25 protein-coding genes are annotated in these 23,180 nt (G+C 72.1%); 14 read left to right on the forward strand and 11 right to left on the reverse strand.

Annotated features, from left to right (window positions below; all coding sequences use genetic code 11):
• Nucleotides 1–25: 25 nt before the first annotated feature.
• The 3 genes from ACFYZS_RS01570 to ACFYZS_RS01580 all read right to left on the reverse strand — a co-directional run bounded on the left by ACFYZS_RS01570 (nt 26) and on the right by ACFYZS_RS01580 (nt 2,604).
• A complete protein-coding gene (locus tag ACFYZS_RS01570; RefSeq protein WP_389005651.1) occupies nt 26–616 on the reverse strand; it encodes an N-acetylmuramoyl-L-alanine amidase in 591 nt (196 codons plus the stop codon).
• A gap of 161 nt (nt 617–777) precedes the next feature.
• Nucleotides 778–2,013 (reverse strand): globin domain-containing protein, encoded by a 1,236-nt coding sequence (locus ACFYZS_RS01575; RefSeq protein WP_389005653.1) that lies wholly within the window; start codon nt 2,011–2,013, stop codon nt 778–780.
• Nucleotides 2,014–2,148: 135 nt separating this feature from the next.
• Nucleotides 2,149–2,604, reverse strand: coding sequence for an RrF2 family transcriptional regulator (locus tag ACFYZS_RS01580; protein ID WP_389005655.1), 456 nt, complete (start codon nt 2,602–2,604; stop codon nt 2,149–2,151).
• A 240-nt stretch (nt 2,605–2,844) separates the two neighbouring features.
• Between ACFYZS_RS01580 and ACFYZS_RS01585 the strand changes: the two genes are divergently transcribed.
• The 4 genes from ACFYZS_RS01585 (at nt 2,845) to ACFYZS_RS01600 (ending at nt 6,440) form a co-directional block, all read left to right on the forward strand.
• Nucleotides 2,845–4,251, forward strand: a complete 1,407-nt coding sequence (locus ACFYZS_RS01585; protein ID WP_389005657.1) for a family 2B encapsulin nanocompartment shell protein — start codon at nt 2,845–2,847, stop codon at nt 4,249–4,251.
• A gap of 47 nt (nt 4,252–4,298) precedes the next feature.
• The gene (locus tag ACFYZS_RS01590) at nt 4,299–5,354 is read left to right on the forward strand and encodes a family 2 encapsulin nanocompartment cargo protein polyprenyl transferase (protein WP_389005659.1); all 1,056 of its coding nucleotides are present in this window, start codon (nt 4,299–4,301) and stop codon (nt 5,352–5,354) included.
• 142 nt (nt 5,355–5,496) lie between these two features.
• Entirely contained in the window at nt 5,497–6,105 is a 609-nt protein-coding gene (locus ACFYZS_RS01595) for a GNAT family N-acetyltransferase (RefSeq protein ID WP_389005661.1), read from the forward strand.
• Nucleotides 6,106–6,203: 98 nt separating this feature from the next.
• Nucleotides 6,204–6,440: a hypothetical protein gene (locus ACFYZS_RS01600; RefSeq protein WP_389005663.1), complete on the forward strand. Its 237-nt coding sequence runs from the start codon at nt 6,204–6,206 to the stop codon at nt 6,438–6,440.
• A 30-nt stretch (nt 6,441–6,470) separates the two neighbouring features.
• Here ACFYZS_RS01600 and snpA read toward each other — a convergent pair whose 3' ends face one another.
• Complete coding sequence (gene snpA / locus ACFYZS_RS01605; RefSeq protein WP_389005665.1) at nt 6,471–7,136, reverse strand: snapalysin; 666 nt, start codon at nt 7,134–7,136, stop codon at nt 6,471–6,473.
• Between the two features lie 207 nt (nt 7,137–7,343).
• Here snpA and ACFYZS_RS01610 point away from each other — a divergent pair, with 207 nt between their 5' ends.
• From ACFYZS_RS01610 to ACFYZS_RS01620, 3 genes are all read left to right on the forward strand, one after another.
• Entirely contained in the window at nt 7,344–8,276 is a 933-nt protein-coding gene (locus tag ACFYZS_RS01610) for a LysR substrate-binding domain-containing protein (protein ID WP_389005667.1), read from the forward strand.
• 241 nt (nt 8,277–8,517) lie between these two features.
• The gene (locus tag ACFYZS_RS01615; RefSeq protein ID WP_389005669.1) at nt 8,518–9,447 is read left to right on the forward strand and encodes a DUF4097 domain-containing protein; all 930 of its coding nucleotides are present in this window, start codon (nt 8,518–8,520) and stop codon (nt 9,445–9,447) included.
• 1 nt (nt 9,448) lies between these two features.
• Nucleotides 9,449–10,387, forward strand: a complete 939-nt coding sequence (locus tag ACFYZS_RS01620) for a helix-turn-helix transcriptional regulator (protein WP_389005671.1) — start codon at nt 9,449–9,451, stop codon at nt 10,385–10,387.
• Between the two features lie 37 nt (nt 10,388–10,424).
• Here ACFYZS_RS01620 and ACFYZS_RS01625 read toward each other — a convergent pair whose 3' ends face one another.
• The 4 genes from ACFYZS_RS01625 to ACFYZS_RS01640 form a co-directional block, all read right to left on the reverse strand.
• Nucleotides 10,425–10,988: a Clp protease N-terminal domain-containing protein gene (locus ACFYZS_RS01625; protein WP_389005673.1), complete on the reverse strand. Its 564-nt coding sequence runs from the start codon at nt 10,986–10,988 to the stop codon at nt 10,425–10,427.
• Nucleotides 10,988–11,197 carry a helix-turn-helix domain-containing protein gene (locus tag ACFYZS_RS01630; protein WP_008741547.1) on the reverse strand — a complete coding sequence of 70 codons (210 nt, stop codon included), beginning with the start codon at nt 11,195–11,197 and terminating at the stop codon, nt 10,988–10,990. The genes ACFYZS_RS01625 and ACFYZS_RS01630 overlap by 1 nt, the downstream gene beginning before the upstream one ends.
• A gap of 58 nt (nt 11,198–11,255) precedes the next feature.
• Nucleotides 11,256–12,218, reverse strand: coding sequence for a zinc-binding dehydrogenase (locus tag ACFYZS_RS01635; RefSeq protein ID WP_030153619.1), 963 nt, complete (start codon nt 12,216–12,218; stop codon nt 11,256–11,258).
• A gap of 452 nt (nt 12,219–12,670) precedes the next feature.
• Nucleotides 12,671–13,873: an NADP-dependent malic enzyme gene (locus tag ACFYZS_RS01640; protein ID WP_383347444.1), complete on the reverse strand. Its 1,203-nt coding sequence runs from the start codon at nt 13,871–13,873 to the stop codon at nt 12,671–12,673.
• Nucleotides 13,874–14,397: 524 nt separating this feature from the next.
• On the opposite strand from ACFYZS_RS01640, the gene ACFYZS_RS01645 reads away from it, so the two are divergent.
• The 3 genes from ACFYZS_RS01645 to ACFYZS_RS01655 are packed head-to-tail and all read left to right on the forward strand — an operon-like array spanning nt 14,398 to nt 17,118.
• On the forward strand, nt 14,398–15,357 hold the full coding sequence (locus ACFYZS_RS01645) for an ABC transporter substrate-binding protein (RefSeq protein ID WP_389005676.1): 960 nt from the start codon (nt 14,398–14,400) through the stop codon (nt 15,355–15,357).
• A gap of 46 nt (nt 15,358–15,403) precedes the next feature.
• The gene (locus tag ACFYZS_RS01650; RefSeq protein ID WP_389005678.1) at nt 15,404–16,354 is read left to right on the forward strand and encodes an amino acid ABC transporter permease; all 951 of its coding nucleotides are present in this window, start codon (nt 15,404–15,406) and stop codon (nt 16,352–16,354) included.
• Nucleotides 16,351–17,118: an amino acid ABC transporter ATP-binding protein gene (locus tag ACFYZS_RS01655; protein WP_030859290.1), complete on the forward strand. Its 768-nt coding sequence runs from the start codon at nt 16,351–16,353 to the stop codon at nt 17,116–17,118. The genes ACFYZS_RS01650 and ACFYZS_RS01655 overlap by 4 nt, the downstream gene beginning before the upstream one ends.
• 97 nt (nt 17,119–17,215) lie before the next feature.
• On the opposite strand, the gene ACFYZS_RS01660 is transcribed toward ACFYZS_RS01655, so the two are convergent.
• Entirely contained in the window at nt 17,216–17,971 is a 756-nt protein-coding gene (locus ACFYZS_RS01660; RefSeq protein ID WP_389005680.1) for a class I SAM-dependent methyltransferase, read from the reverse strand.
• A gap of 82 nt (nt 17,972–18,053) precedes the next feature.
• Here ACFYZS_RS01660 and ACFYZS_RS01665 point away from each other — a divergent pair, with 82 nt between their 5' ends.
• Nucleotides 18,054–18,683, forward strand: a complete 630-nt coding sequence (locus tag ACFYZS_RS01665; RefSeq protein WP_389005682.1) for a CGNR zinc finger domain-containing protein — start codon at nt 18,054–18,056, stop codon at nt 18,681–18,683.
• Here ACFYZS_RS01665 and sodX read toward each other — a convergent pair.
• The gene (sodX, locus tag ACFYZS_RS01670; protein ID WP_389005684.1) at nt 18,587–19,006 is read right to left on the reverse strand and encodes a nickel-type superoxide dismutase maturation protease; all 420 of its coding nucleotides are present in this window, start codon (nt 19,004–19,006) and stop codon (nt 18,587–18,589) included. The two genes, ACFYZS_RS01665 and sodX, sit on opposite strands and share 97 nt — an antisense overlap.
• A gap of 182 nt (nt 19,007–19,188) precedes the next feature.
• On the opposite strand from sodX, the gene sodN reads away from it, so the two are divergent.
• Nucleotides 19,189–19,584 carry a superoxide dismutase, Ni gene (gene sodN / locus ACFYZS_RS01675; protein WP_008741558.1) on the forward strand — a complete coding sequence of 132 codons (396 nt, stop codon included), beginning with the start codon at nt 19,189–19,191 and terminating at the stop codon, nt 19,582–19,584.
• A gap of 99 nt (nt 19,585–19,683) precedes the next feature.
• Here sodN and ACFYZS_RS01680 read toward each other — a convergent pair whose 3' ends face one another.
• On the reverse strand, nt 19,684–19,869 hold the full coding sequence (locus ACFYZS_RS01680) for a DUF6104 family protein (RefSeq protein WP_010061466.1): 186 nt from the start codon (nt 19,867–19,869) through the stop codon (nt 19,684–19,686).
• A gap of 133 nt (nt 19,870–20,002) precedes the next feature.
• On the opposite strand from ACFYZS_RS01680, the gene ACFYZS_RS01685 reads away from it, so the two are divergent.
• Entirely contained in the window at nt 20,003–22,084 is a 2,082-nt protein-coding gene (locus ACFYZS_RS01685) for a trypsin-like peptidase domain-containing protein (protein WP_389005686.1), read from the forward strand.
• 25 nt (nt 22,085–22,109) lie between these two features.
• Nucleotides 22,110–23,180, forward strand: coding sequence for an AAA family ATPase (locus tag ACFYZS_RS01690; RefSeq protein ID WP_389005688.1), 1,071 nt, complete (start codon nt 22,110–22,112; stop codon nt 23,178–23,180).

The following is a 23,180-nucleotide window of genomic DNA, read 5'->3' on the forward strand; positions in this document are numbered from 1 at the left end:
GTGGATCTTCCCGGCGTCAACCCTCTTATTTGAGGCGCTCTCCCACCCGGGCGCGGAAGGCGTCCATCGTGAAGCCCTTCGGGTCGATCTTGCCGGGCTGCCATTCCAGGTGGCCGATCACCGAGCGCTCGGTCCAGCCGTGGACCCGGCACAGGGCGGCCGCCGCGCGGGCCATGGCGTCCAGTTGGACCTCCGGCCAGGGGTCGGCCCCGTCGCCGAGGTTCTCGCACTCGAAGCCGTAGAAGCGCCGGTTGCCGTCGGTGTCCGCGTGGCGGTCCGGCGGGAGCCGCTTCTCCGCGATCACCGCGGCCAGGACGTCGGAGTCCCCCAGACCGGCGTGGTTGGCACGGCCGTAGCCGACCAGGTGGACCCGGCCGTCCTTGGTGATCACGCCGTGGCAGAGCGGGCCGGGGAGGGCCTCGTCGCCGTCCCGGCAGAGCTCGACGGTGAACTTCGTGCCGTGGGTGACGGTGTGGTGGATCATCACCCCGTTCACCGGGCCCCACGGGCCCTTGTGGTTGCGGTTGTGGGTGCGCCAGGCGCCGACCTCGACGACGGTCAGGCCCTCGTTCCGCAGTGCGCCGATGAACCGGTCCGCGGACATGGGTGCGGACATGGCCGCCTCCTCTCCGGGTGCGCGATGGTCACCTTGTGTGTCCACCTCGTTGCTCTCCGGTGTAGTGGAGGCGGTCCCTCCGGGCTAGTGCCTTCGTACAGTGAGCGAGCCGATCCGGACACTCGTCCCGATCGGCCCACCTGCCACGGGGGTCACGGGGGTTACGCGGAGGCCGAGCCGGGGGCCTCGGCCGAGGCCAGCCACAGGTCCGGGCCGAACACCTCGTAGTGGATGTCCGAGGCGGGAACCCCCTTCGCCAGCAGCTGCGCGCGCACGGACCGCATGAAGGGGAGCGGGCCGCACAGGTACGCCGTCGTGCCCGGGGCGACCGGTACGTCCGCCAGGTCGAGACGGCCCTCGCCGTCGCCCGGCTCGGCGGCGGCCTCGTACCAGAAGCGGGCCGAGGCGTCGGGGAGCTTGTGGGTCAGGGCCCGGTGGTCGGCGCGCAGCGCGTGGTCGGCGGGGGAGCGGTCGGCGTGCAGGACGGTGACGGGGGCGGTGTGACCGGTGTCGGCGAGGTGCTCCAGCATCGACAGCATCGGGGTGCAGCCGATCCCGGCCGAGGCGAGCAGGACCGGCGCGGCCGAGTCCCGCAGGACGAGGTCGCCGTACGGGGCCGAGACCCGCAGGGTGTCGCCGGTCGCGATCCGGGCGTGGAGGTGGTGGGAGACCTCGCCGTCGGGGCCGGCGGGGTCCTGGCCCGCGGCCGCCGCGCCGCGGACCCGCTTGACGGTGATCGAGCGGACCGGGGAGCCGGGTGCGCCGCAGAGGCTGTACTGGCGTATCTGCCGGGCTCCGTCGGCCAGTTCGACCTGGACCGAGACGTACTGGCCGGGCTTGGAGGAGGGGGCCGGGGAACCGTCGGCCGGGACCAGGTGGAAGGTGGTGCAGTCCGCGGTCTCCTCGACGCGGGCGGCGACCGTCCAGGTGCGCCAGACGTCGCCGGCGAGGACCTGCTGTTCGGCGTAGAGCCGCTCCTCGATGGCGATCAGCGCGTTGGCCATCAGCCAGTAGACCTCGTCCCAGGCCTCGGCCACCTCCGGGGTGACGGCCTCGCCGAGGACCTCGGCGATCGCCGCGAAGAGGTGCCGGTGGACCACCGGGTACTGCTCGCGGGTGACGCCGAGGGAGGCGTGCTTGTGCGCGATGCGGTGCAGCATCACGTCGGGGCGGACGTCCGGGTGGGCGACGAGGTGGGTGGCGAAGGCGGCGATGGAGCCGGCGAGGGCCTGCTTCTGGAGGCCGGCGTTCTGGTTGCCGCGGTTGAACAGGTCGCGCAGCAGTGCGGGATGGGCCGCGAACAGCTTCGTGTAGAAGAGGTCCGCGATGTCGCCGATGGCCGCGCCGACGGCGGGCAGGGTGGCGCGTACGGTCTCGGTCGACTTCTCGGACAGCATGGGGGCTCCTCTTCGGATCGGTCGGTGCGGCTAATAGGTATCTGGGATGCTTATTTTTGGGTGCAGCCGTGCCCTGGTACACCCGTTCGGGCCGTTGATGTCAGGTGGCGGGAACCGGCCAACCGCCCCCGGGGTTCAGGGGCCTGTGGTCCGGCCCGGCGGGCCGCCCGCGATGCCCAGCAGCAGCGGGCCGGTCGGCGCCGCGACGAGATCGTCCACGGTCAGGGGGTCCAGCGCGGCGAAGAAGGCCTCCTGGGCCCGGCGCAGCGCGCCCCGCAGGACGCAGGCCCCGCGCAGCGGGCAGGGGGTGGCGCCCTCGCAGTCCACGACGTCGCCCGCGCCCTCCAGGTCGCGGACCACCCCGCCCACCGAGGCCGCCCGTCCGGCGGCGGTCAGCGCGAGCCCGCCGCCGCGCCCGCGCCGCGCCTCGACCAGGCCGAGGTGCTGCAGGCGGGCGACCACCTTCGCCGTGTGGGTGTACGGGACCTCCATGGTCGCCGCCACGTCGCGGGTGGTCGGGAGGTCCGCGTCCGCCACGGCGAGGCGCATCAGGACGCGCAGCGCCAGGTCGGTGAATCGGGTCAGCCGCATGACCTCACCCTAGAAAACTCGCATCTGTCATGCAAATTAAAGGAGGCGCTGCCCACCCCTCCCGACATCCCGGGTGGCCGGAACCGGTGGGGTGTGAGGGGTCTGGTGTGAAGGACGTGAACTCCAAAGAGTGCCCACACCCGGACGGAGTAGTCCCACCCTTTTGTGTAATGGTCCCACCACGTTCCGTACTGGAAGGCTGCATCCCGCAGATCCATGGAGTGATCGAAAGGGATACACATGTCGGTCCAGGCAGGTTCCGAATCCGAGGTCCAGACACCCCAGAGGAGTCTTGCGACCGCGGCCGCGCGGAACTTGGCAACCACGACCAAGTCCGCGCCGCAGATGCAGGAGATCACCTCCCGCTGGCTCCTGAAGATGCTCCCGTGGGTGTCCGTGCAGGGCGGCACGTACCGGGTGAACCGGCGGCTGAGCTACTCGGTCGGCGACGGACGCGTGGAGTTCATCAAGACCGGGACCCAGGTCCAGGTCATCCCGGCCGAGCTCGGCGAACTCCCGCTGCTGCGCACCTACGAGGACCTGGACGTGCTCACCGAGCTCGCCCAGCGGTGCCGCCAGGTCGACTTCGAGGCCGGCCAGGAGCTGACCTCCTTCGGGAGCGCCTCCGACAACGTGTTCCTGCTGGCGCACGGCCGCATCGAGCAGATCGGCCCCGGCCCGTACGGAGAGGACGCCGTCCTGCGGACCGTCGCCGACGGCGCCTACTTCGGCGAGGACTCCCTCGTCGACGAGGAGGCGATCTGGGAGTACACCGCCCGCGCCGTCACCTCCGGCACCGCGCTCGTCCTGTCCCGCCAGGACTTCCGGCTGCTCGCCGACCGAGTCGACTCGCTGCGCGCGCACGTGGAGGCCCAGCGCTCCCTGCCCGCCCAGCGCGCCAACGAGTACGGCGAGGCCGCGATCGACCTCTCGGCCGGCCACCACGGCGAGGCCGTGCTCCCCGGCACCTTCGTGGACTACGAGGCCAGGCCGCGCGAGTACGAGCTCTCCATTGCACAAACGGTCCTGCGGGTGCACACGCGCGTCGCCGACCTCTACAACCAGCCGATGAACCAGACCGAGCAGCAGTTGCGGCTCACGGTCGAGGCGCTGCGCGAGCGCCAGGAGCACGAGATGCTCAACAACCCGGAGTTCGGCCTGCTCCACAACGCCGACTACGACCAGCGCATCCAGCCGCACGACGGCGGGCCCGGCCCCGACGACCTGGACCAGCTGCTCAGCATGCGGCGCGGCTCCGACCTGTTCCTCGCCCACCCCAAGGCCATCGCCGCCTTCGGCCGCGAGTGCAACAAGCGCGGTCTGGTCCCGGAGACGGTCGACGTCGCCGGCACCCGGATGACGACCTGGCGGGGCGTCCCGATCTTCCCGTGCAACAAGATCCCGATCAGCGACGCGCGGACGACGTCCATCCTCTGCATGCGCACCGGCGAGCAGGAGTCCGGTGTCATCGGCCTCCACCAGCCGGGCATCCCGGACGAGATCGAGCCGAGCATGTCGGTGCGCTTCATGGGCATCAGCGAGCAGGCGATCATCTCGTACCTGGTCACCGCGTACTTCTCCGCCGCGGTGCTCGTGCCGGACGCGCTCGGCATCCTGGAGAACGTCGAGATCGCGCGCTGGCGCTGAGCGGCCGGCCGGGCGAGACGACCGGGGATCGGGATCGGGGACACGCCATGGGCACCACTGAGGCGATCACGACCGGCGAGGGCCACGAGGCCGCGGCCCTGCTGGAGCGGACGAGAGAAACGGTCAACCCGGAACTGCGCCGCACGGTCGAGAGCCTGCCCGGCTCGATGAGGCGCGTGGCGATGTACCACTTCGGCTGGGAGCGGGCGGACGGCAGCCCCGACGCGGGCAACGCGGGCAAGGCCATCCGGCCCGCCCTCGTCCTCGCCGGGGCCCGCGCGCTGCGGGGCGGCCGGGACGACAAGGAGGCCGAGGGCGCCGTACGGGCGGCGGTGGCCGTGGAGCTGGCGCACAACTTCACGCTGCTGCACGACGATGTCATCGACAAGGACACGAAGCGCCGGGGCAGGCCCACCGCCTGGACCGTGTTCGGGATACCCGACGCGATCATCACGGGCGACGCCATGATGGCGCTCGCGCTGCGGCTGCTGGCGCAGGATCCGCACCCCGCCTCGGCTGCGGCCTCGGCGCGGCTCTCGGCCTGCATCATCGAGCTGTGCGCCGGGCAGCAGGCGGACTGCGCGTTCGAACAGCGGCCGCACGTCTCGCTCGACGAGTGCCTGACCATGGCGACGGCCAAGACCGGCGCCCTGCTGGGCTGCGCCTGCGCGCTCGGGGCGCTGTACGCGGGCGCGGGCCCGGACGAGGTCGACGCGATGGACGCGTTCGGCCGGGAGGCCGGGCTGGCCTTCCAGCTGATCGACGACCTGATCGGCATCTGGGGGGACCCGGGGCACACGGGCAAGCCCGCCGGGGCCGATCTGATCGCCCGCAAGAAGTCCCTCCCGGTCGTGGCCGCCCTCACCTCGGGCACCGCGGCCGGCGAGGAGCTGGCGGCCCTGTACGCGGGCCCCATGACGGGGGAGGACGTGCGCAAGGCCGCCGACGCGGTGGACCGGGCCGGCGGGCGCGACTGGGCGCAGGCCCATGCCGCGGACCGGATGGGCCGGGCGGTGCAGCTGCTGTCCCGGGCCGTGCCGGACCTCGGGGCGGCGGGCGGGCTGCTGGCGCTGGCCGAGTTCGTGACGCGGCGTACGCGGTGAGCCCGTAGCCGCGACAGGGACGGGAGGGCCGTGCGCAAGCCCCGTTCCGGCACCGCATGGTGCCGGAACGGGGCTTTCCGCTGCTCCGGGCCAACTCTAGGATCGCTCGCGGTAGTTGAAACGTGAGCGAAGGGTGTGACCAGTGGCGCTGGAGATACGTCAGGCGGACCAGTCGGACCGGGACGCGGTGGCCCGCCTCCTCGACGAGGCCTTCCGCACCGACCCGGTGAGCAGCTGGGTCTTCCCGGATCCGGAGCACCGGGCCGCGGTGCACGGCAGGTTCCTGGGCGTCTTCGTGGACGTGGCGCTGGCCGAGGGGCGGATCGACTACGCGGTGGACGGCTCGGCGGCGGCCCTGTGGCTGCGGGTCCCGGCGGGGGATCCGGAGGGGGAGGCCGCCGAGGACGACGTCCCGGCGCGGATGCGGGCGGCCGCGGACCCGGACAACGAGCGGTGCGAGCTGGTCGGCCGGCTGACGGGGGAGGTCCACCCGACCGCCGAGGAGCACGAGTACCTGCTGATGATCGCGGTCGCCCCGGACCGCCAGGGCGAGGGGCTCGGGACCGAGCTGATGCGGCCGGTGCTGGAGCGCTGCGACCGCGAGGGCGTGCCGGCGTACCTGGAGGCGAGCAGCGAGCGCAGCAAGGGGCTGTACGAGCGGCTCGGCTGGGAGTTCACGGGCGAGGCGGTGCGGCTGCCGGAGGGGCCGCTGATGTGGCCGATGTGGCGCAAGCCGCAGGCTGCGGCGTAAGGGCCGGGTGGCCGCCGCACTCACCGTACGGCTCCGGTCGCAGTACGTCGTCGGGCGCCGGGGCCGCCGAACGCGCGGAACCGGCCTACCGTGGAGGTATGGCCGGTGAACAGCACCAACAGCAGGATCGGCGCCACCCGCAGCCGCACGAGGTGGTGGCCCCGCAGGCCGGACACGATCAGCTCGCGTGCCCGACCTGCGGTCGCTCCGTCGACACCCTCGTACGGCGGCGCAAGGCGCTCGGGATCTTCATCCCGGAGTGGGTGCCGGGTCCTTGCGGCAACCCGGACTGCCCGGAGTACGCGCCCGAGGTGGGGAAGCTCCCCGAGCTCTAGGGGGTGTCCCGCCGACAAGGCACCCCCTGGCTAGCTCTTCGTGCCCAGGCCCGACGCGGCCAGCCCGTTGGCCCACAGCTGGTTCACGCGCGAGCGCTCGGCGCTGTTCGGGTAGGGGTTCTGGCAGGAGGTGCCGGGGCCGCCGCCCGACATCAGCTCGGAGCAGGGGCCCGAGTAGTGGTCCGGCAGACCCAGCACGTGTCCGGTCTCGTGCGCGGTCACCCGGGTGGAGTTGTACTGCTGGTTCTGCCGGTAGTCGAGGAAGATGTAGCCCCGGCCGTGGCCGTCCGTGCTCGCGTAGGAGCCGCGCGAGTCGTTGCCCTCGTAGTACGAGAAGTTCCCGCCGGAGGAGACCTCCTGGAGCTTCACGTTCGAGACCGAGCTGTTCCATATCTGGGTGGAGCTGGCTATCTGGCTGCGGAAGCTCGGCGCGTTGCGCGTGTTGTAGGTGACGGTCACCGCGAGGACGCCCGGGTTCGCGGCGCGCTGCTCGGCGACCGAGCGCTGCACGGCCTCGAAGAAGGCGCGGTTCGCGTCCTGGTTCTCCTGCGAGCGCTCGTACGCCGAGAAGGTCGCCGCGTTGCCGGCGGGGGCGGGGGCGGCGCTGGCGGTGGGGACGGCGCCGAGCGCGGCCGCGAAGCCGAGGCCGATGGTGGCGGCCAGCACGGCCTTTCGGGAGGTACGGGAGTGGCGCATGTGGGGGGCTCCTACTCATCCGGTGCGGGGGGTGGGTCGTTCGGTACCGGAGTCTGCGGGAGCGGGGGCGGGCGGCGGATGATGTCAGCCGCCGATAGCGCGGCCCTATCGGGAAGATTTCGGAAGGTCAACTTCCGTGAGAATGGCGGGATTCGATGGGGTATCAGTGGCTGGTGCGGTCACCTGGGACCGGCCTACTCTCGGGTCATGGAGCTCGAGGTGAGGCACCTGCGCGCGCTGTGCGCCATTGCCGACGCCGGCAGTCTGCACAAAGCCGCGCGGCAGCTCGGCGTGAGCCAGCCCTCCCTGACGACCCAGCTGCGCCGCATCGAACGCGCGCTGGACGGCGAGCTGTTCCTGCGTGAGCGCACCGGCTGCCGGCCCACCCCGTTCGGCCGCAGCGTCCTGGGCCGGGCCCGCCCGCTGCTGGCCGAGATGGCCGCGCTCGTCGCCGAGGCGAGGGCGCTCGCGCGCGGGCCGCGGCTGAACATCGGCTCCACCGCCAGCCGCGCGATACCGGGGTGGCTGCGCCGGATCCACCGCCGGATGCCGGACACGGAGACCTCGCTGGTGGTGGACGTCTCCGCCAACGCCCTGCTGCGGATGGTGGCTTCGGGCCAGCTGGACGTGGCCTTCGTCCACGAGGTGGAGGGCTGCCCGCTGCGGGTGCCGGCCGGGCTGGAGCTGCGGATCCTGATGGAGCGCGAGCCGCAGTTCGTGTCCATGTCCCGGGACCATCCGGCGGCGCGCAGGCCGGTGGTGGAGTTACAGGACCTGGCGGCCGACCGGTGGACGGTCGACCCCTCCGTGGACGGCGAATGGGACGGCCTGCGCCGGGTGTTCGCCGGGGCCGGGCTGGACCCGCCCGTACTGCACGCCGACTACCACACCGCGACCTCGCTGATCGTCTCCGGCGAGGCGGTGGCCCCCTGCCAGCCGACGTCGGGGCCGCGCGACGACATGGCGATCCGCCCGCTGTCCGGCGACCCCCTGGCGGTCCGCCTCCTGCTGGCCACCCGCCCGGGCGCCCACGCCGAGGTCTTCGAGGACCTGCGCGCCGCCTACCGCGAGGCCGCCCTGCGCACACCCCCCTACCGCGACTGGCTCCACCACCACGAAAGCCCCCTCCTGGCGGCGTAGCCCCCGGGCCGCCGACCGGTCCCGCTCCGCGCGCGGTCGCGCCCGGACCCGCACGCAGTGCACCACCGGCCCCGCCGGCCGTTCGAGGCGCGGGGCCGCCGAGGGCTGCCCCCGTACGGCTGCCGCACCTCCCCCCCCGAATACGGCACAGGCTTGACTTCGGTGTGCCGCGATATATCGTGTTCTTCAGAAGACGCGATATGTTGCGTGCCGAGTCCGTACGCCGAGGAGGATCAGCACCATGGCAGAGCAGAAGACGTGGTCGGTCGCCGAACCGCAGAAGCTCACCTTCGAGGAGCCGGTGACCGAGCTCCGCGTCCGTGTCGTGGGCGGCACGGTGAACGTCGTCGCCGACGACGGACCGGCCCGGCTGGAGGTGGCCGCGGTCGACGGGCCGCCGCTGTACGTCGTGCAGGAGGGCGGCACCCTCACCGTCTCCTACGAGGACCTCCCCTGGAACGGCTCCCAGGGCTTCAAGCAGTGGATCGAGGCCAAGCCCTGGAAGGCCTGGTCCCGCACGGGCCTCGGCCGCAAGGCCTGGGAGCGCAGCGCGACCGTCACCCTCACCGTCCCCGCCGCCACCCGTGTGCAGGTCGCGACCGTGGGCGCCGCGGCCGTCGTCTCCGGCATCGCCGCCGGAACCGAGGTCCACGGGGTCTCCGGCGACGTCACGCTGGTCGGCCTGGGCGGCAAGGTCGGCGCGAACACCGTCTCCGGCAGCGTCGAGGCCCAGTCCCTCACCGGCGAGCTCGGCTTCCACTCCGTATCCGGCGGCCTGACGGTCGTCGACGGGGCCGGCGGCAGCGTACGGGCCGACTCGGTCAGCGGCGACATGCTCATCGACCTCGCCCTCGACCCGGGCGCCCCGCGCCCCGTGGACATCTCCCTGAACTCCGTGTCCGGGCAGGTCGCGATCCGCCTCCCGCACCCCGCCGACGCGCGGGTGGAGGCCAACACGGCCACCGGCGGCGTCTCCAACGCCTTCGAGGACCTGCTCGTCTCCGGCCACTTCGCCGCCAAGCGCATCGCGGGCACCCTCGGCGCGGGCACGGGCACCCTGCGGGCGACCACCGTCTCGGGTTCCATCGCCCTGCTGCGCCGCCCGGCGACCGACGCCGCGTCCGATGAAGGCTCCGCCACCCCCCTCGTGCTCGACAAGAAGGTGCTCTGACATGCCGCCCGTCTTCGCCCACGGCCGCCTCCGCCTCTACCTGCTCAAGCTGCTGGACGAGGCCCCGCGGCACGGGTACGAGGTGATCCGCCTGCTGGAGGAGCGCTTCCAGGGCCTGTACGCCCCCTCCGCGGGCACGGTGTACCCCCGGCTGGCCAAGCTGGAGGCCGAGGGCCTGGTCACGTACGCCACCGAAGGCGGGCGCAAGGTGTACTCCATCACCGATGCGGGTCGTGCCGAACTGGCCGACCGCGGCGGTGAACTGGCCGACCTGGAGCTGGAGATCCGCGACTCGGTCTCCGAGCTGGCCGCCGAGATCCGTGACGACGTACGGGGCGCGGCGGGCGCCCTGCGGCGCGAGATGCGGGCCGCGGCCTCCGCGTCGGCGGCCCCGGTCGAGGACGCGTCCTGGGCGGCGGCCAAGGAGGAGCTGCGCAAGGCCAAGCAGGAGTGGAAGGAGCAGGCGCGCCGGGCGAAGGACGAGAGCCGCCGGGCCCGCGAGGAAGCCCAGCAGGCCCGCCGTCAGGCCAAGGAGGCGCAGGAGCGGGCGCGCGAGGAGGTCATGCGGATCGCGAGCCAGTTCCAGGAGCAGTTCGCGAAGTCCGGCGGGATGCTGGGCACCCTGGCCGGCAGCTGGCTCGGCGGCACCGCGAAGGACGCCACGGCCCCCGGCGCCGCGGCCACCGGCACCGCGACCACCGGCGCGACGACCGCCGGCGCGGCCTCCGGCGCCGCCACTGCCGACCCGCGCTGGGCCGAGGACCTCGCCTCCACCGGCGACCCGGCCCGTGACCTGGACCGGCTGCTCGACCGCTTCCGCGACGACGTCCGCGACGCGGCCCGCGACCACGGCGTCACCCCGGCCAGGCTGGCCGAGGCCCGCGCCCACCTCGCGGCGGCCGCGGACCGCCTCGCCGAGACGCTCCGGCCGCAGCGGTAGGCCGGCGGCGCTTCCGCCCCTCGCGACCGGTCGCGCGTCAGGCCGCTGCCAGACCCGCCTCGGCCGTCGTGTAGGTGACGCCGTGGTCCGCCAGGACCTCGGCGGCCGTGCCCGGGCGCGCGAGCAGGGCCAGCAGCAGGTGCAGGGTGGCGATGTGGCGGTCGTGGCGGCCCAGCGCGATGCGCAGGGACTGCTCCAGGATCTTCTTCGCGCCCTGGGTGAGGGGGACGTGCCGGCTCTGCGGCTCCGGGCGGCCCAGCGCCGAGCGGAGCGAGGAGCCCAGGGTCCGTCGCCGCGGGGCGGCCGAGGCCAGTACGCCCTCGCCGTGGGTCTCCTCGATCCGGGAGACGATTTCCGTCAGGTCGATGCCGAGACCCGCGAGGGCCTCCTCGTCCGCCCGGGACATGCCGCCCCGGCGGCGGGCCGCGGCGAGGTCCGCCGCCATCGCGGTGCGGTCGACGCCCAGCGGGTCCAGTGCGCCACGGTCCAGCAGGGCCAGGAGCAGGTGCTCCTCGGTCACGGCCGCGGCCCCCGCCCGCCGGGCTTCGGCCACGGCGCCCACCACGGTGTCCCTGGCGTCCTGCGTGAAGCGTTCGAACATCAGACCCTCCCGTGCTTCTTGTGTACGGCCTGCCGGCTGACGCCCAGCTCGGCCGCGATCTCCTGCCAGGACCAGCCCTGCGCGCGGGCGCTGCGCACCTGTACGGCCTCCAGCTGCTCCAGCAGCCTGCGGAGGGCGGCCACGGCACGCAGGCCCACCCGCGGATCACGGTCGCCGGCCCGCTCGGCGAGATCGGTCGCTTCTGTCATGCCTGTCAATGTAGGTTGACAGGCATGAGGGCGTCAACCGTCGTTGACGATCCGGCGGCTACACCGTCAGGACGATCTTTCCGAAGAGGTCGCCCGCCTCCAGCTTCTCGAAGCCCTCGCGCGCCCGGTCCAGCGGCAGCACCTCGTCGATCACGGGCCGCACGCCGGTCGCCGCGCAGAACGCCAGCAGGTCCTCCAGCTCGTCCTTCGACCCCATCGTCGAGCCGACCACCTTGAGCTCCAGGAAGAAGATCCGCGTCAGCTCGGCGTGTGCGGGCCGGTCCCCGCTGGTGGCGCCCGAGATGACCAGGGTGCCGCCGGGGCGCAGCGATTTGACCGAGTGCGACCAGGTGGCCGCGCCGACCGTCTCGATCACCGCGTCCACCCGCTGCGGCAGTCGGGCGCCCGGCTCGTACGCCTCCACCGCACCCAGCTCCACCGCCCGCTTGCGCTTGGCCTCGTCCCGGCTGGTGGCGAAGACGCGCAGGCCGGCCGCCTTGCCGAGGACGATCGCGGCGGTGGCGACCCCGCCGCCCGCGCCCTGCACCAGGACCGAGTCGCCGGGGCGCACCCCCGCGTTGGTGAAGAGCATCCGGTACGCGGTCAGCCATGCCGTCGGCAGGCAGGCGGCCTCCTCGAACGACAGCTCGGCGGGCTTGCGCAGGACGTTCCAGGCGGGGACGGTCACCTGCTCGGCGAAGGTGCCCTGGTAGCGCTCGGTCAGGATCGAGCGCGGCTCGTCCGGACCGACCCCGTGGCCGCTCTGGCCGATCACCGAGTGCAGGACGACCTCGTTGCCGTCCTGGTCGGTGCCCGCGGCGTCGCAGCCGAGGATCATCGGGAGTTTGTCCTCGCCGAGGCCGACCCCGCGCAGCGACCACAGGTCGTGATGGTTGAGCGAGGCGGCCTTGACGTTCACGGTCACCCAGCCGGGGCGGGCCTCGGGGGCCGGGCGCTCGCCCAGCACGAGGCCGCTCAGCGGCTGGTCACGGTCGATTCGGGCGGCGTAGGCAGCGAACATGCCGCGACGCTACCGCTCGGTAGCGCGTCGGGCCAGACCTGTCGGGGCCGAGCCGGTGAGGCCTTCGTCGCATGCCGCCGGTACGGATCGGTGGCCGCGGGCGGGAACCGCGGGGGGCTGTTCCCGCGTCCGGAATGAGCCGTCCGGTAGTCGAACGGAATCATTCGTTGCCTGCTCAACTAAGCGTGCCACGTGCGGTCTTGTGTATCCGGGAGGGGGAAGTGGAACGTCAGGATCAAGCCTCGGGGGGCGGTAATATTCACGCCATGCCGCCCGGCTCGTCATGAGCCTGCCACCTTGTGGCCGCATTCTCATTGATGGAGCGTCAGCTTCGTCGAGGCGCTGAGGCGGAGCATCCCCTCCCGGTTCGGGGGCGGGGAGGGTGTGCCCAACAAGAAGAGGGGCCCGGCCGGATGTCCATCCGGCCGGGCCCCTCTTCGTACTGCTGCCGGTCAGGCCAGGCGGGCCACGCCGTCGGCCTTGGCCGCGGCGGCGACCGCGGCCGCGACGGCCTCGGCGACGCGCGCGTCGAACGGCGACGGGATCACGTAGTCGGCGGCGAGCTCGTCACCCACGACACCGGCGATGGCGTCGGCGGCGGCGATCTTCATGCCCTCCGTGATCCGGCTGGCGCGGACCTTCAGGGCGCCCGCGAAGATGCCCGGGAACGCCAGCACGTTGTTGATCTGGTTCGGGAAGTCCGAACGGCCCGTGGCCACGACCGCCGCGTACTTGTGCGCGACGTCCGGGTGGACCTCCGGGTTCGGGTTGGCCATGGCGAAGACGAAGGCGTTCTTCGCCATCGAGGCCACCGCCTCCTCCGGCACGGTGCCGCCGGAGACGCCGATGAACACGTCCGCGCCGTTCAGGGCCGCTTCCAGGGAGCCGGTCTGGCCGGTCTTGTTCGTCAGGCCCGCGATCTCCGCCTTGACGTCCGTCAGGTCGGAGCGGTCCGCGGAGACGACGCCCTTGCGGTCGGTGACGCAGACGTCGCCGATGCCCGCGTCCACGAGGATCTTGGCGATGGCGATGCCCGCCGCGCCCGCACCTGAGATCACGGCGCGCAGGTCGCCGAGCGTGCGCCCGGTCAGCTTCGCGGCGTTGCGCAGGGCGGCCAGGGTCACGATCGCCGTGCCGTGCTGGTCGTCGTGGAAGATCGGGATGTCCAGGGCTTCCTGGAGCCGGCGCTCGATCTCGAAGCAGCGGGGGGCGGAGATGTCCTCCAGGTTCACCCCGCCGAAGGACGGCGCCAGACGGATGACCGTCTCGACGATCTCGTCCGCGTCCTTGGTCGCGAGCGCGATCGGCACCGCGTCCACACCGCCGAACTGCTTGAACAGGATGGCCTTGCCCTCCATCACGGGGAGGGAGGCCTCGGGACCGATGTCACCGAGTCCGAGCACGGCCGTACCGTCGGTGACGACGGCGACCACGTTCGACTTCCAGGTGTACTCGTTCACCAGTTCGGGCTGCTCCGCGATGGCGCTGCAGACCTTCGCCACGCCGGGCGTGTACGCGAGGGACAGGTCGTCCTTGTTCTGGACCGGCACCGTGGCCTGGATGGCCATCTTGCCGCCCCGGTGCAGTGCGAACACCGCGTCCGGGTTGTTGTCCGTCGCGCTGTCGCTGCGAGGATTGACGATCTCCGCTGCCACTTTCTTGGCCCCTTAAGTCTTTGAATCGTTGAGGGTGACCACACCTGGTTAAGGGGTGGGCGGGCACCGCGTCCGTACTCCGCATCGACGGTTGGCCCGTCTCCGCGAAGGGGAGGTTCGTACGCGCGGGCGCGCCGCACGCGCGCCCTGAGCCCCGGATGAGGGGTGTAAGGATCCGTTGTACCCGAAGAACGCTCACCCAGACGAGTCGATTCCGGCTCGACTGTAGACCTCTTGTCCTGTTTTCGGCGAAAGGTCCAAACGACTCTGTCCAATGGACGAGACGGACCGCAAATACTCCGTCAAAAAGGCCAGGTCGCAGCGGTTCCTGCGGCCACGAACCCCCCATTCCGCAGTCCTGTTGGGTACCCCCGCCCACCCGTTATCCGATTTTGACCTGACGAACTGCCTGAATGCGTCAGTCCGAATGGCAAGATGCCGTAATCACACGAGGTCGCGACACTCGAAGGTGCGTGCACGACCCGTTCTCGGATGCTCCCCCAGCCTGCCGGAGGAACCAGCTCATGACCGCAAGCACCACCCGTCGTACGACCGCCGCCCGGTCCCGGATCGCCGCGGTCGGCGCGATCGCGGTCGCCGGCGCCCTGATCCTCACCGGTTGCGGCGACCAGACGGAGAAGGGTTCCTCGTCGACCCCCTCCGGCGGCACCTCGAAGGACAGCAGCGCCCCGCTCTTCTCGGCCCTGCCGAAGAAGATCCAGGACGCCGGTGTCATCAAGGTCGGCACCGACTCCGCCTACGCCCCGATGGAATTCGTCGAGGGCGGCAAGATCGTCGGCGTCGACCCCGACATCGCCGAGGCGCTCGGCAAGCAGCTCGGCGTCAAGATGCAGTTCACCGCCGGCACCTTCGACGGCCTGATCACCTCGATCTACACCGGCCGCGAAGACGCGATCATGTCGTCGATCACCGACAACAAGAAGCGCCAGGAGGGCCTGGACGACAAGGGCCAGAAGATCGGCAAGGGGATCGACTTCGTCGACTACTTCTCCTCCGGCCTCTCGCTCCTCGTCAAGAAGGGCAACCCCGAGGGCATCAAGTCGATGGACGATCTCTGCGGCAAGACCGTGGCCGTCCAGCGCGGCACGATCTACGAGGACACCTTCAAGGCCCAGGCCGAGAAGTGCGGCGACAAGAAGCTCACCATCCAGGCCTTCGACACCGACGCCGAGGCGCAGACCCGCGTCAAGGCCGGCGGCGCCGTCGCCGACCTCAACGACTACCCGGTCGCCGCCTACACGGTGAAGACCTCCGGTGGCGGCAACGACTTCGAGGTCGCCGGCCAGCAGAGCGACGTCGGCCTCTTCGGCATCGGAGTGAGCAAGGAGAACACGCAGCTCCGCGACGCCCTCAAGCAGGCCCTCGACGCCATCATCAAGGACGGCTCCTACGCCAAGGTCCTGGAGAAGTGGAACGTGCAGGACAGCGCCGTCAAGTCCGCGACGGTCAACGCAGGTCAGTAAGTCCGGCGAAGTCCCTCGCTCCACGCTCCACTGAAGGGCAGTCATTGTGACTGACAAGATCGAAAAGGGTCCGGCCGACAACCCGCCGGCCGGACCCGGCGCCTCGGGCCTCCCGTACGAGGCCATCAAGGCCATCCCGGTGCGGCACTACGGCCGCTGGGTCAGCGGCGTCGTGGTCGTCGCGCTGCTCGCCTGGCTCGTCTACGCGTTCGCCAACGGCAACGTCATCTGGGCGACGGTCGGCGACAAGCTGTTCGACCCGGCGGTCCTGAGCGGTCTCGGCAACACCGTGATCATCAGCGTCTCCGCCATGGCGCTGGGCCTCGTGCTCGGCATCGTCTTCGCGGTGATGCGGCTCTCGAAGAACCCGGTGACCGGCGCCGTCTCCTGGCTCTACATCTGGTTCTTCCGCGGCACCCCGGTGTACGTGCAGCTGCTGGTGTGGTTCAACCTGTCGCTGATCTTCCAGTACATCAACCTGGGTCCGATCTACAAGAACGAGACCGTCGACGTCATGACCCCGTTCATGGTCGCCCTCCTGGGCCTCGGCCTGAACGAGGGCGCGTACATGGCGGAGATCGTCCGGGCCGGCATCCAGTCGGTCGACGAGGGCCAGACCGAGGCCGCCCACGCGCTCGGCATGCCGCAGACGAAGACCATGCGCCGGATCGTGCTCCCGCAGGCGATGCGCGTGATCATCCCGCCGACCGGCAACGAGTTCATCAACATGCTGAAGACCTCCTCCCTGGTCTCGGCGGTGCAGTACACGGAGCTCCTGCGGGCCTCGTCGAACATCGGCAACACGGCCGGTGCCATCATGGAGATGCTGTTCGTGGCCTCCTTCTGGTACCTGGCCCTCACCAGTGTGTTCAGCGTCGGCCAGTACTACCTGGAGCGCCGTTTCGCCCGTGGTTCCACGCGGAACCTGCCGCCGACGCCGTTCCAGCGTCTGAAGGCCAACCTGAACATGTTCCGCCGTACGGAGGTCGCGCGATGACCGCTCAGCCGATGGTCAAGGCCGAGGGCGTCCACAAGTCGTACGGCGCCGCCCACATCCTGCGCGGCATCGACCTCGAGGTCGCGCCCCGCGAGGTCTTCTGCCTGGTCGGCCCGTCCGGCTCCGGCAAGTCGACCTTCCTGCGGTGCATCAACCACCTGGAGCGCATCAACTCCGGGCGGCTCTCGGTGGACGGCCAGCTGGTCGGGTACAAGCAGAAGGGCGACAAGCTCTACGAGCTGAAGGACAGCGAGGTCGCGGCCCAGCGCCGCGAGATCGGCATGGTCTTCCAGCGCTTCAACCTGTTCCCGCACATGACGGCCATAGAGAACGTCATGGAAGCCCCGGTCATGGTCAAGGGCGAGAGCAAGGCCGTGGCGCGCGAGCGCGCCGTGCGCCTCCTGGACCGCGTGGGCCTGGGCGACAAGGGCGGGAACTACCCCACCCAGCTCTCCGGCGGCCAGCAGCAGCGCGTGGCGATCGCCCGCGCGCTGGCCATGGAGCCGAAGCTGATGCTCTTCGACGAGCCCACCTCGGCGCTCGACCCGGAGCTTGTCGGCGACGTCCTCGACGTCATGCGGGACCTGGCCGAATCGGGCATGACCATGATCGTGGTCACCCACGAGATGGGCTTCGCCCGCGAGGTCGGAGACAACCTCGTCTTCATGGACGGCGGCGTCGTCGTCGAGTCCGGCCACCCCCGCGAGGTCCTGGGCAACCCCCAGCACGACCGCACCAAGGCATTCCTGTCCAAGGTGCTGTAAGCGCGGAGAACGCACGAGAGGGGCGGTACGGGAATCCCGTACCGCCCCTCTCGCGTGCGTGGCGGCCGCGGAAAGTTCTCACTTTCCTACAAGGGCACTACTTCAGGCCCAGGACCAGTGCGTCCGAGGGCGAGCGCCAGACCGTCCGGGCCTCCGCGAAGCCCGCCCCGCGCAGGGTGCGCACGTGCCAGGCGTCGTCGGGGGTGTCCCCGTCGGCGTGCTCGCCGTAGATCTCGTAGCGGCGCTTCGTCGGCTCGGCGAGCACCGGGTCGGCGGCGGCCAGGGCCCACCAGTCGGCCCAGTCCAGCGCGCCGGCCGCGCGGGCCCGGTCCATCGCGGCGTGCCGGTGGGCGCGCTCGGCGGCGTTGAGGCGCGGGGTCGCCGGGTCGGGCATGTGGTCGGCGTTCATGAAGACCCCGCCCTCGCGCAGCAGCGGGGCGAGCTGCCCGTACAGGACGGCGAGCTGCGGGGAGTGCAGCCAGTGCAGGGCGGTGGCCGTCAGGACGGCGTCGTACGTGTCGTACGGGAGGGCCGAGGCCCAGTCGGGGTCCTTGAGGTCCGCGGTGACGAACGTGACGCGGCCGTCGCCGTCGAAGTGGCCCCGTGCGATGGTCAACAGCGCCGGGTCGAGATCGACGCCCGTACTGGTGGATTCCGGGAACCGGCGGAAGACGCGGTCCGTAATACTTCCCGTACCGCACGCCAGATCCAGCACCCGGGGGGTGGGTCCCACCAGTGCCTCGACCATGTCCAGCATCACCCGGAACCGCTCCTCGCGGTCGGGCATGTACCACTCCTGCTGCCGGTCCCAGCTCTCCTGCCAGGCCTGCCAGTCGGTCGTGGTCTCCGCCATCGCTCACCCTCCAGTCGTAATACCCTCGAAGAAGTCTCGGCCGTTACATCGAGACCCTAAACCGCAGCCGTAAGGACTACAAGTGGAACTGGCCCATTACTCGGACTATGCCGTGCGCCTGGTCAACACCGAGGAGCCGGCCCGCAACAAGGACTCGCTGACCTCGGTGGACGCCGTCCGGGCGCTGTTCGGCGCCAGCGCGCAGATGGCCCGCCGCGTCACCGAGACCGACGTCACCCGCTTCCGCAACGTCCGCGGCCGGCTGCGCGCCGTCTTCGAAGCCGCCGACGGCGGCGACCACGGCCTCGCGGTCGACCTGCTGAACTCCCTGCTCATGGAGTTCCCGGTCAGCCCGCAGGTCTCCGGCCACGAGTACCTCGACGACGAGGGCCGCCCCAACTGGCACATCCACCTCGCCGACCACCCCTCGAACGCCTCCGCCGGCTACGCGGCGATCGCCTCCTTCGGCCTGGCCTTCCACCTCACCGAGCACGGCCCCGACCGCCTCGGCCTGTGCCAGGCCGCGCCCTGCCGCAACGCCTACCTCGACACCTCCACCAACCGCTCGCGGCGCTACTGCTCCGACCGCTGCGCGACCCGCGCCAACGTGGCCGCCTACCGGGCCCGCAAACGGCTGGAAGCCGAGGCGTCCGGCCACAGCGGCCGCAGCGCCGACACCGCCCAGGACAGCCGCGCCCTCAGCGAACTCTGATCGGCCGCGCGCGGCCGGAAGCGCAGCACCGCCGTCGCCAGCACCAGCTCCTCGGGCACCGTCCCGTAGTCGGTGCTGTCGCCGGTCTCGTTGTACGGGTTGTCCCCGAGCACCCACCAGCCGCCCGGCCGCCGCTCCACCGCCCGCTTGACCACCAGCAGGTCCTGCTGGAACGGGTGGCGCAGCACGACCACGTCACCCGGGCGCACGGCGGCCCCGTACCGGACCACCAGCCGGTCCCCGTGCAGCAGCGTCGGCACCATCGAGGGCCCCGCCACCTCCAGCACCTCGAACGCCATCCGCGAGTGCCTGCTCTGCGCCATACCGGACCTCCTCGCCCGCTCTCGCCTCACTGCGCATGCTGCCGCAGCCTCCCGTACATTCGCTCACCGGTCCGGACGCCACCCTGGACTTTTGTCCTAAGCCCACGGGGCCGCTCGCGAAAACACCTGTGCCACGGAGTAATCTCCCCCTTGAGAAGACGATCACGAGGAGGACAAACTCCATGCTTTCCCGCCTCTTCGCCCCCAAGGCGAAGGTCTCCGCCCACTGCGATCTTCCGTGCGGCGTGTACGACCCTGCCCAGGCCCGCATCGAGGCCGAGTCCGTCAAGGCCGTCCAGGAGAAGTACCAGGCCAACGAGGACGCCGACTTCCGCGCGCGCGCCATCACCATCAAGGAGCAGCGCGCCGAGCTCGCCAAGCACCACGTCTCGGTGCTGTGGAGCGACTACTTCAAGCCCCCGCACTTCGAGAAGTACCCGCAGCTGCACACCCTGGTCAACGACACCCTGAAGGCCCTCTCGGCCGCCAAGGCGTCGAACGACCCGGCGACCGGCCAGAAGGCCCTCGAGCTCATCGCCGAGATCGACCGCATCTTCTGGGAGACCAAGGCCGCCTGATCCAGGCCTTGCCCCACACGGCGAAGGGGCCCGACCGGATGACGGTCGGGCCCCTTCGCCGTACCCGGGCCGCGGGCGGACCCACTCGTCCTGCTCGTCCTACTCGTCCTCGTCGTCCTCGTCGTCCAGGCGGGCGAGCCAGGTGGCCAGGCGTTCCACCGGGACCTCGAAGTCCGGGTTCAGGTCGACGAAGGTGCGCAGCTGCTCGGCGAGCCACTCGAAGGTGACCTCCTCCTCGCCGCGCCGCTTCTCCAGCTCCTCGATGCCGCGATCGGTGAAGTACAAGTCGGGCTCCGTGCCGTGATGAAGGTGTGCAGGGGACGTTTCCCGCCAGGATAATCCGCATAGCCGGTGAGACCTCCCCTCTTGCGGGCCCCGGCGCTAGCCTGGACGGCCTCCACACCTGAGGGGGCAGGGGATGCAGGACGGGCGCACGGGCGGCACCGCGCGCGCCTTCGAGCTCCTCGAACCCCTCGTCCAGGCGGCCACCGTGCGCGTCCACGCGGCCCCGGACGGGTATGCACCCCATGGGACCGGTCCCACCTGGGGGAGTGGCTTCTTCATCGCCCCGGGCTGGGTCCTGACGTGCGCGCACGTCGTCGGTGAAGGGGGTGCAGCGGTGCGTCTCGTGGGGCGTGAGCTCGGCATCACCTTCTCCTCCGGCGCCGACGGCGCCACCGGCACCGTCACGGGCCGCGTCGAGTGCGTCCTGCCCGAGCGGCTGGAGGAGCGCCGCCCCGCGCGCCGCGCGCTGTGGGACCTGCCCGACCTGGCGCTGGTCCGCGTCCTCGCCCCGATCACGCACGCCTGCGTACGGCTCACCGACCGCGGCAGACCGCGCCTGGACGAGGTCGCCTACTTCGGCTGCACCGAGGACCTCGGCAGCCCCGAGATCACCGGCCGCACCACCCGGCTGCGCGGCACGGCCGCCGGCGGCGCCGCCCTGCGCCTGGGCGACGACGACGAGATCGAGCCCGGCATGTCCGGCGGCCCGGTCGTGGACCTGGCCCGCGGGGAGGTCGTCGGCGTGGTCAAGGCCCGCCGGAACAACGGCGGCGGCGGACTCGCCGTGTCCGTGGTGCAGTTACGGACCCTGCCGCTGGCCGCCACCGGCCAGGTCGGGCTCTACCGCCGCGTCATGCAGGCCCACGACCTCTACCACTACGACCAGCACCTGAGCGACCGGGGCAGCCGCCGCACCTGGACCGACGTCCGCGACGAGCTCCCGGTGCGCGAGGACCCGTACGAGGGCCGCAGACGGCTCACCGCCGCCGAGCGCACCACCCTGTGCGGGCTGCTCGCCGAACTGCCCCCGCCGCGCTCCTCGGAGGACGTGCGCGCCCTCGTCGAGGCGGCCCGCGGCGAGGAGCCGGACCCGGGCCTGCCGGCCCCGCTCAGCTGGCGCGACGGACTCGGCATGCTCCACGATCCGCCGGGCGGGGCCGGGGAGGCCGCCGCCATGCTCCGGTACGCGACCGACGTCAGCGTCGCCGACCACCGGGAGCCGCCCGCCCCCGGCGCCGACGAGGAGCTCTGGGACTGGGTGCGGGCCACCGCCGAGCGGCTGTGGCGGCCCCTGCGGCGGGAGTTGGGCGAGCGGCACGAACAGGGCCTCGCGCAGCGCGAGCGGCGCCGCCGCGCCCGGACCGACCGCCACCCGTACGGCCACACCCGGCCGCCCGGCGCCCTGCCCCAGGGGCCCTCGGTGCTGCTGGAGGCGTGGGCGCACGGCTGGGAGGACGTCTACGACTGGCGCGTCTCGGTGCTCTACGGGCCCGCCCACCCCGGCCGGGTCACCCCGGTGGACTCGGGCGTACGGGCCACCCGGGCCGGTCTCGCCGAAGCGCTGCGGGTCCCGCTCGCCGAGGCCTTCCGGCGCTGCGACACCCACGACGCGGCCGCCCTCCTCGAAGTCGCCGTGGCGCCCGAGCTGTTCGGCCTGCCCGTTGACACCTGGACGGTGGCGGGCCGCACCCCGCTGGGCGTCCAGCGGCCGGTGGTGCTGCGCTACCCGGCCGGGAGCGGCGGGATCCCGACCGACGACGAGGCCGACCACCGCCGGGCCGACCGCTGGACCCGCGTCCAGGCCGGCCCGCTGGCCGACGAGCGGGCCGACTGCGACCGCGGCCGCCCCAGGACCCCGCCGCCCGAATGGCTCGACACGCTGCCGGACAACACCGTGCCCGTGCACTGCCGGGCCGCCGACGCGGAGCCCACCCGCGGCTCCCTGTACGGGGTCCGGGACGCCGGCTACGGGGTGGCCGTCACCCGGCGGCCCCCGCAGGACCCGGCGGCCGACTGCGCGCCGTTCCACCGCGGGCTGCGCGAGGAGCTGACGGAGGCGGCGCGGGGAGCGCCGCTGCCGGTCCGGCTCCAGGCACTGCGGGCACGTGCGCACGGGGCGGACCCCGACGCGTACTGGGCGGACGGGATGGCCCTCGTATGGGAGGACCCGGCCCGCGCGCTGCCCGAAGACGAGCCGCTGCAGGGCGACCTGTGACGGGCGGGAGGGGGAGGGAGCAGGCGTGAACGAGGAATGGCTCATCTACCGGGGGGTCGGCGAACCCCACGACGGGATCGAGGCCCTGCCCGATCCGCCGCCGTGGCGGGACTTCGACGGCGGCCCCGTCGGCGAGCCCGGCGGACCGGCGGACACGGCCGACGGCAACGTCGCACGCCGCCTCGGCGCGCACCGGCAGGCCGCCGAACTGCACCGGCCCGAACCGGAGGAGCTGGAGGCCATCAACGCGGCCCTCTACCTGCGGCGGCCGCTGCTGGTGACCGGCTACCCGGGGACCGGGAAGTCCACCCTCGCGCACGCCGTCGCCCACGAGCTGAAGCTCGGCCGGGTGCTGCGCTGGCCCGTGGTCTCGCGGACCGTGCTCCAGGAGGGCCTGTACCGCTACGACGCCATCGCCCGGCTCCAGGACGTGCAGATCGCCGCGAGCGGCGGCCCGTCGGGTGCGGGCCCCGGCGCGGGGCCGGGCGCAGGTGCAGGTGCAGGTGGGGGCCCCGCCCCCGGCTCGCCCCCCGGCATCGGGAAGTACATCCGCCTCGGCCCCCTCGGCACGGCCCTGCTGCCCACCGAACGGCCCCGCGTCCTGCTCATCGACGAGCTCGACAAGAGCGACATCGACCTGCCCAACGACCTCCTGAACGTCCTGGAGGAGGGCGAGTTCGCCCTCCCCGAGCTCGAACGCGTCGCCGACACCGAGCCCGAGGTGCAGGTGCTCACCGACGACGGCGCGAAGGTCACCGTCCGGGGCGGCCGGGTGCGCTGCCGCGCCTTCCCCTTCATCATCCTGACCAGCAACGGCGAACGGGACTTCCCGGCCGCCCTGCTGCGCCGCTGCATCCAGCTCAAGCTCGGGCAGCCCGGCGAGAAACGGCTCGCCACGATGGTCCGCGCGCACCTCGGCGAGGAGGCCGCCCAGCTCGGGGCCGACCTGATCCGGGAGTTCCTCAGCCGCTCCCAGTCCGAACTCGTCGCCGCCGACCAGCTGCTGAACGCCATCTACCTCACCCACTACGCCGCCCCGCCCACCCGGGAGGACCTCGCCGACCTGCTCATCCAGCGCCTCGACCGCCCGAGGTGA

Source organism: Streptomyces sp. NPDC001903 (assembly GCF_042891345.1).
In the GTDB taxonomy this organism is placed as follows: Bacteria; Actinomycetota; Actinomycetes; order Streptomycetales; family Streptomycetaceae; genus Streptomyces.

Excerpts from the sequence above, each read along its gene's own strand:
- ACFYZS_RS01655 (WP_030859290.1), top strand. The coding sequence starts at position 16,351 with ATGACCGCTCAGCCGATGGTCAAGGCCGAGGGCGTCCACAAGTCGTAC.
- ACFYZS_RS01575 (WP_389005653.1), bottom strand. The coding sequence starts at position 2,013 with ATGCTGTCCGAGAAGTCGACCGAGACCGTACGCGCCACCCTGCCCGCC.
- ACFYZS_RS01630 (WP_008741547.1), bottom strand. The coding sequence starts at position 11,197 with ATGACAGAAGCGACCGATCTCGCCGAGCGGGCCGGCGACCGTGATCCG.
- ACFYZS_RS01685 (WP_389005686.1), top strand. The coding sequence starts at position 20,003 with ATGCAGGACGGGCGCACGGGCGGCACCGCGCGCGCCTTCGAGCTCCTC.
- ACFYZS_RS01580 (WP_389005655.1), bottom strand. The coding sequence starts at position 2,604 with ATGCGGCTGACCCGATTCACCGACCTGGCGCTGCGCGTCCTGATGCGC.
- ACFYZS_RS01660 (WP_389005680.1), bottom strand. The coding sequence starts at position 17,971 with ATGGCGGAGACCACGACCGACTGGCAGGCCTGGCAGGAGAGCTGGGAC.
- sodX (WP_389005684.1), bottom strand. The coding sequence starts at position 19,006 with ATGGCGCAGAGCAGGCACTCGCGGATGGCGTTCGAGGTGCTGGAGGTG.
- ACFYZS_RS01615 (WP_389005669.1), top strand. The coding sequence starts at position 8,518 with ATGGCAGAGCAGAAGACGTGGTCGGTCGCCGAACCGCAGAAGCTCACC.
- snpA (WP_389005665.1), bottom strand. The coding sequence starts at position 7,136 with ATGCGCCACTCCCGTACCTCCCGAAAGGCCGTGCTGGCCGCCACCATC.
- sodN (WP_008741558.1), top strand. The coding sequence starts at position 19,189 with ATGCTTTCCCGCCTCTTCGCCCCCAAGGCGAAGGTCTCCGCCCACTGC.
- ACFYZS_RS01635 (WP_030153619.1), bottom strand. The coding sequence starts at position 12,218 with ATGTTCGCTGCCTACGCCGCCCGAATCGACCGTGACCAGCCGCTGAGC.
- ACFYZS_RS01590 (WP_389005659.1), top strand. The coding sequence starts at position 4,299 with ATGGGCACCACTGAGGCGATCACGACCGGCGAGGGCCACGAGGCCGCG.
- ACFYZS_RS01645 (WP_389005676.1), top strand. The coding sequence starts at position 14,398 with ATGACCGCAAGCACCACCCGTCGTACGACCGCCGCCCGGTCCCGGATC.
- ACFYZS_RS01625 (WP_389005673.1), bottom strand. The coding sequence starts at position 10,988 with ATGTTCGAACGCTTCACGCAGGACGCCAGGGACACCGTGGTGGGCGCC.
- ACFYZS_RS01610 (WP_389005667.1), top strand. The coding sequence starts at position 7,344 with ATGGAGCTCGAGGTGAGGCACCTGCGCGCGCTGTGCGCCATTGCCGAC.
- ACFYZS_RS01600 (WP_389005663.1), top strand. The coding sequence starts at position 6,204 with ATGGCCGGTGAACAGCACCAACAGCAGGATCGGCGCCACCCGCAGCCG.
- ACFYZS_RS01570 (WP_389005651.1), bottom strand. The coding sequence starts at position 616 with ATGTCCGCACCCATGTCCGCGGACCGGTTCATCGGCGCACTGCGGAAC.
- ACFYZS_RS01585 (WP_389005657.1), top strand. The coding sequence starts at position 2,845 with ATGTCGGTCCAGGCAGGTTCCGAATCCGAGGTCCAGACACCCCAGAGG.
- ACFYZS_RS01620 (WP_389005671.1), top strand. The coding sequence starts at position 9,449 with ATGCCGCCCGTCTTCGCCCACGGCCGCCTCCGCCTCTACCTGCTCAAG.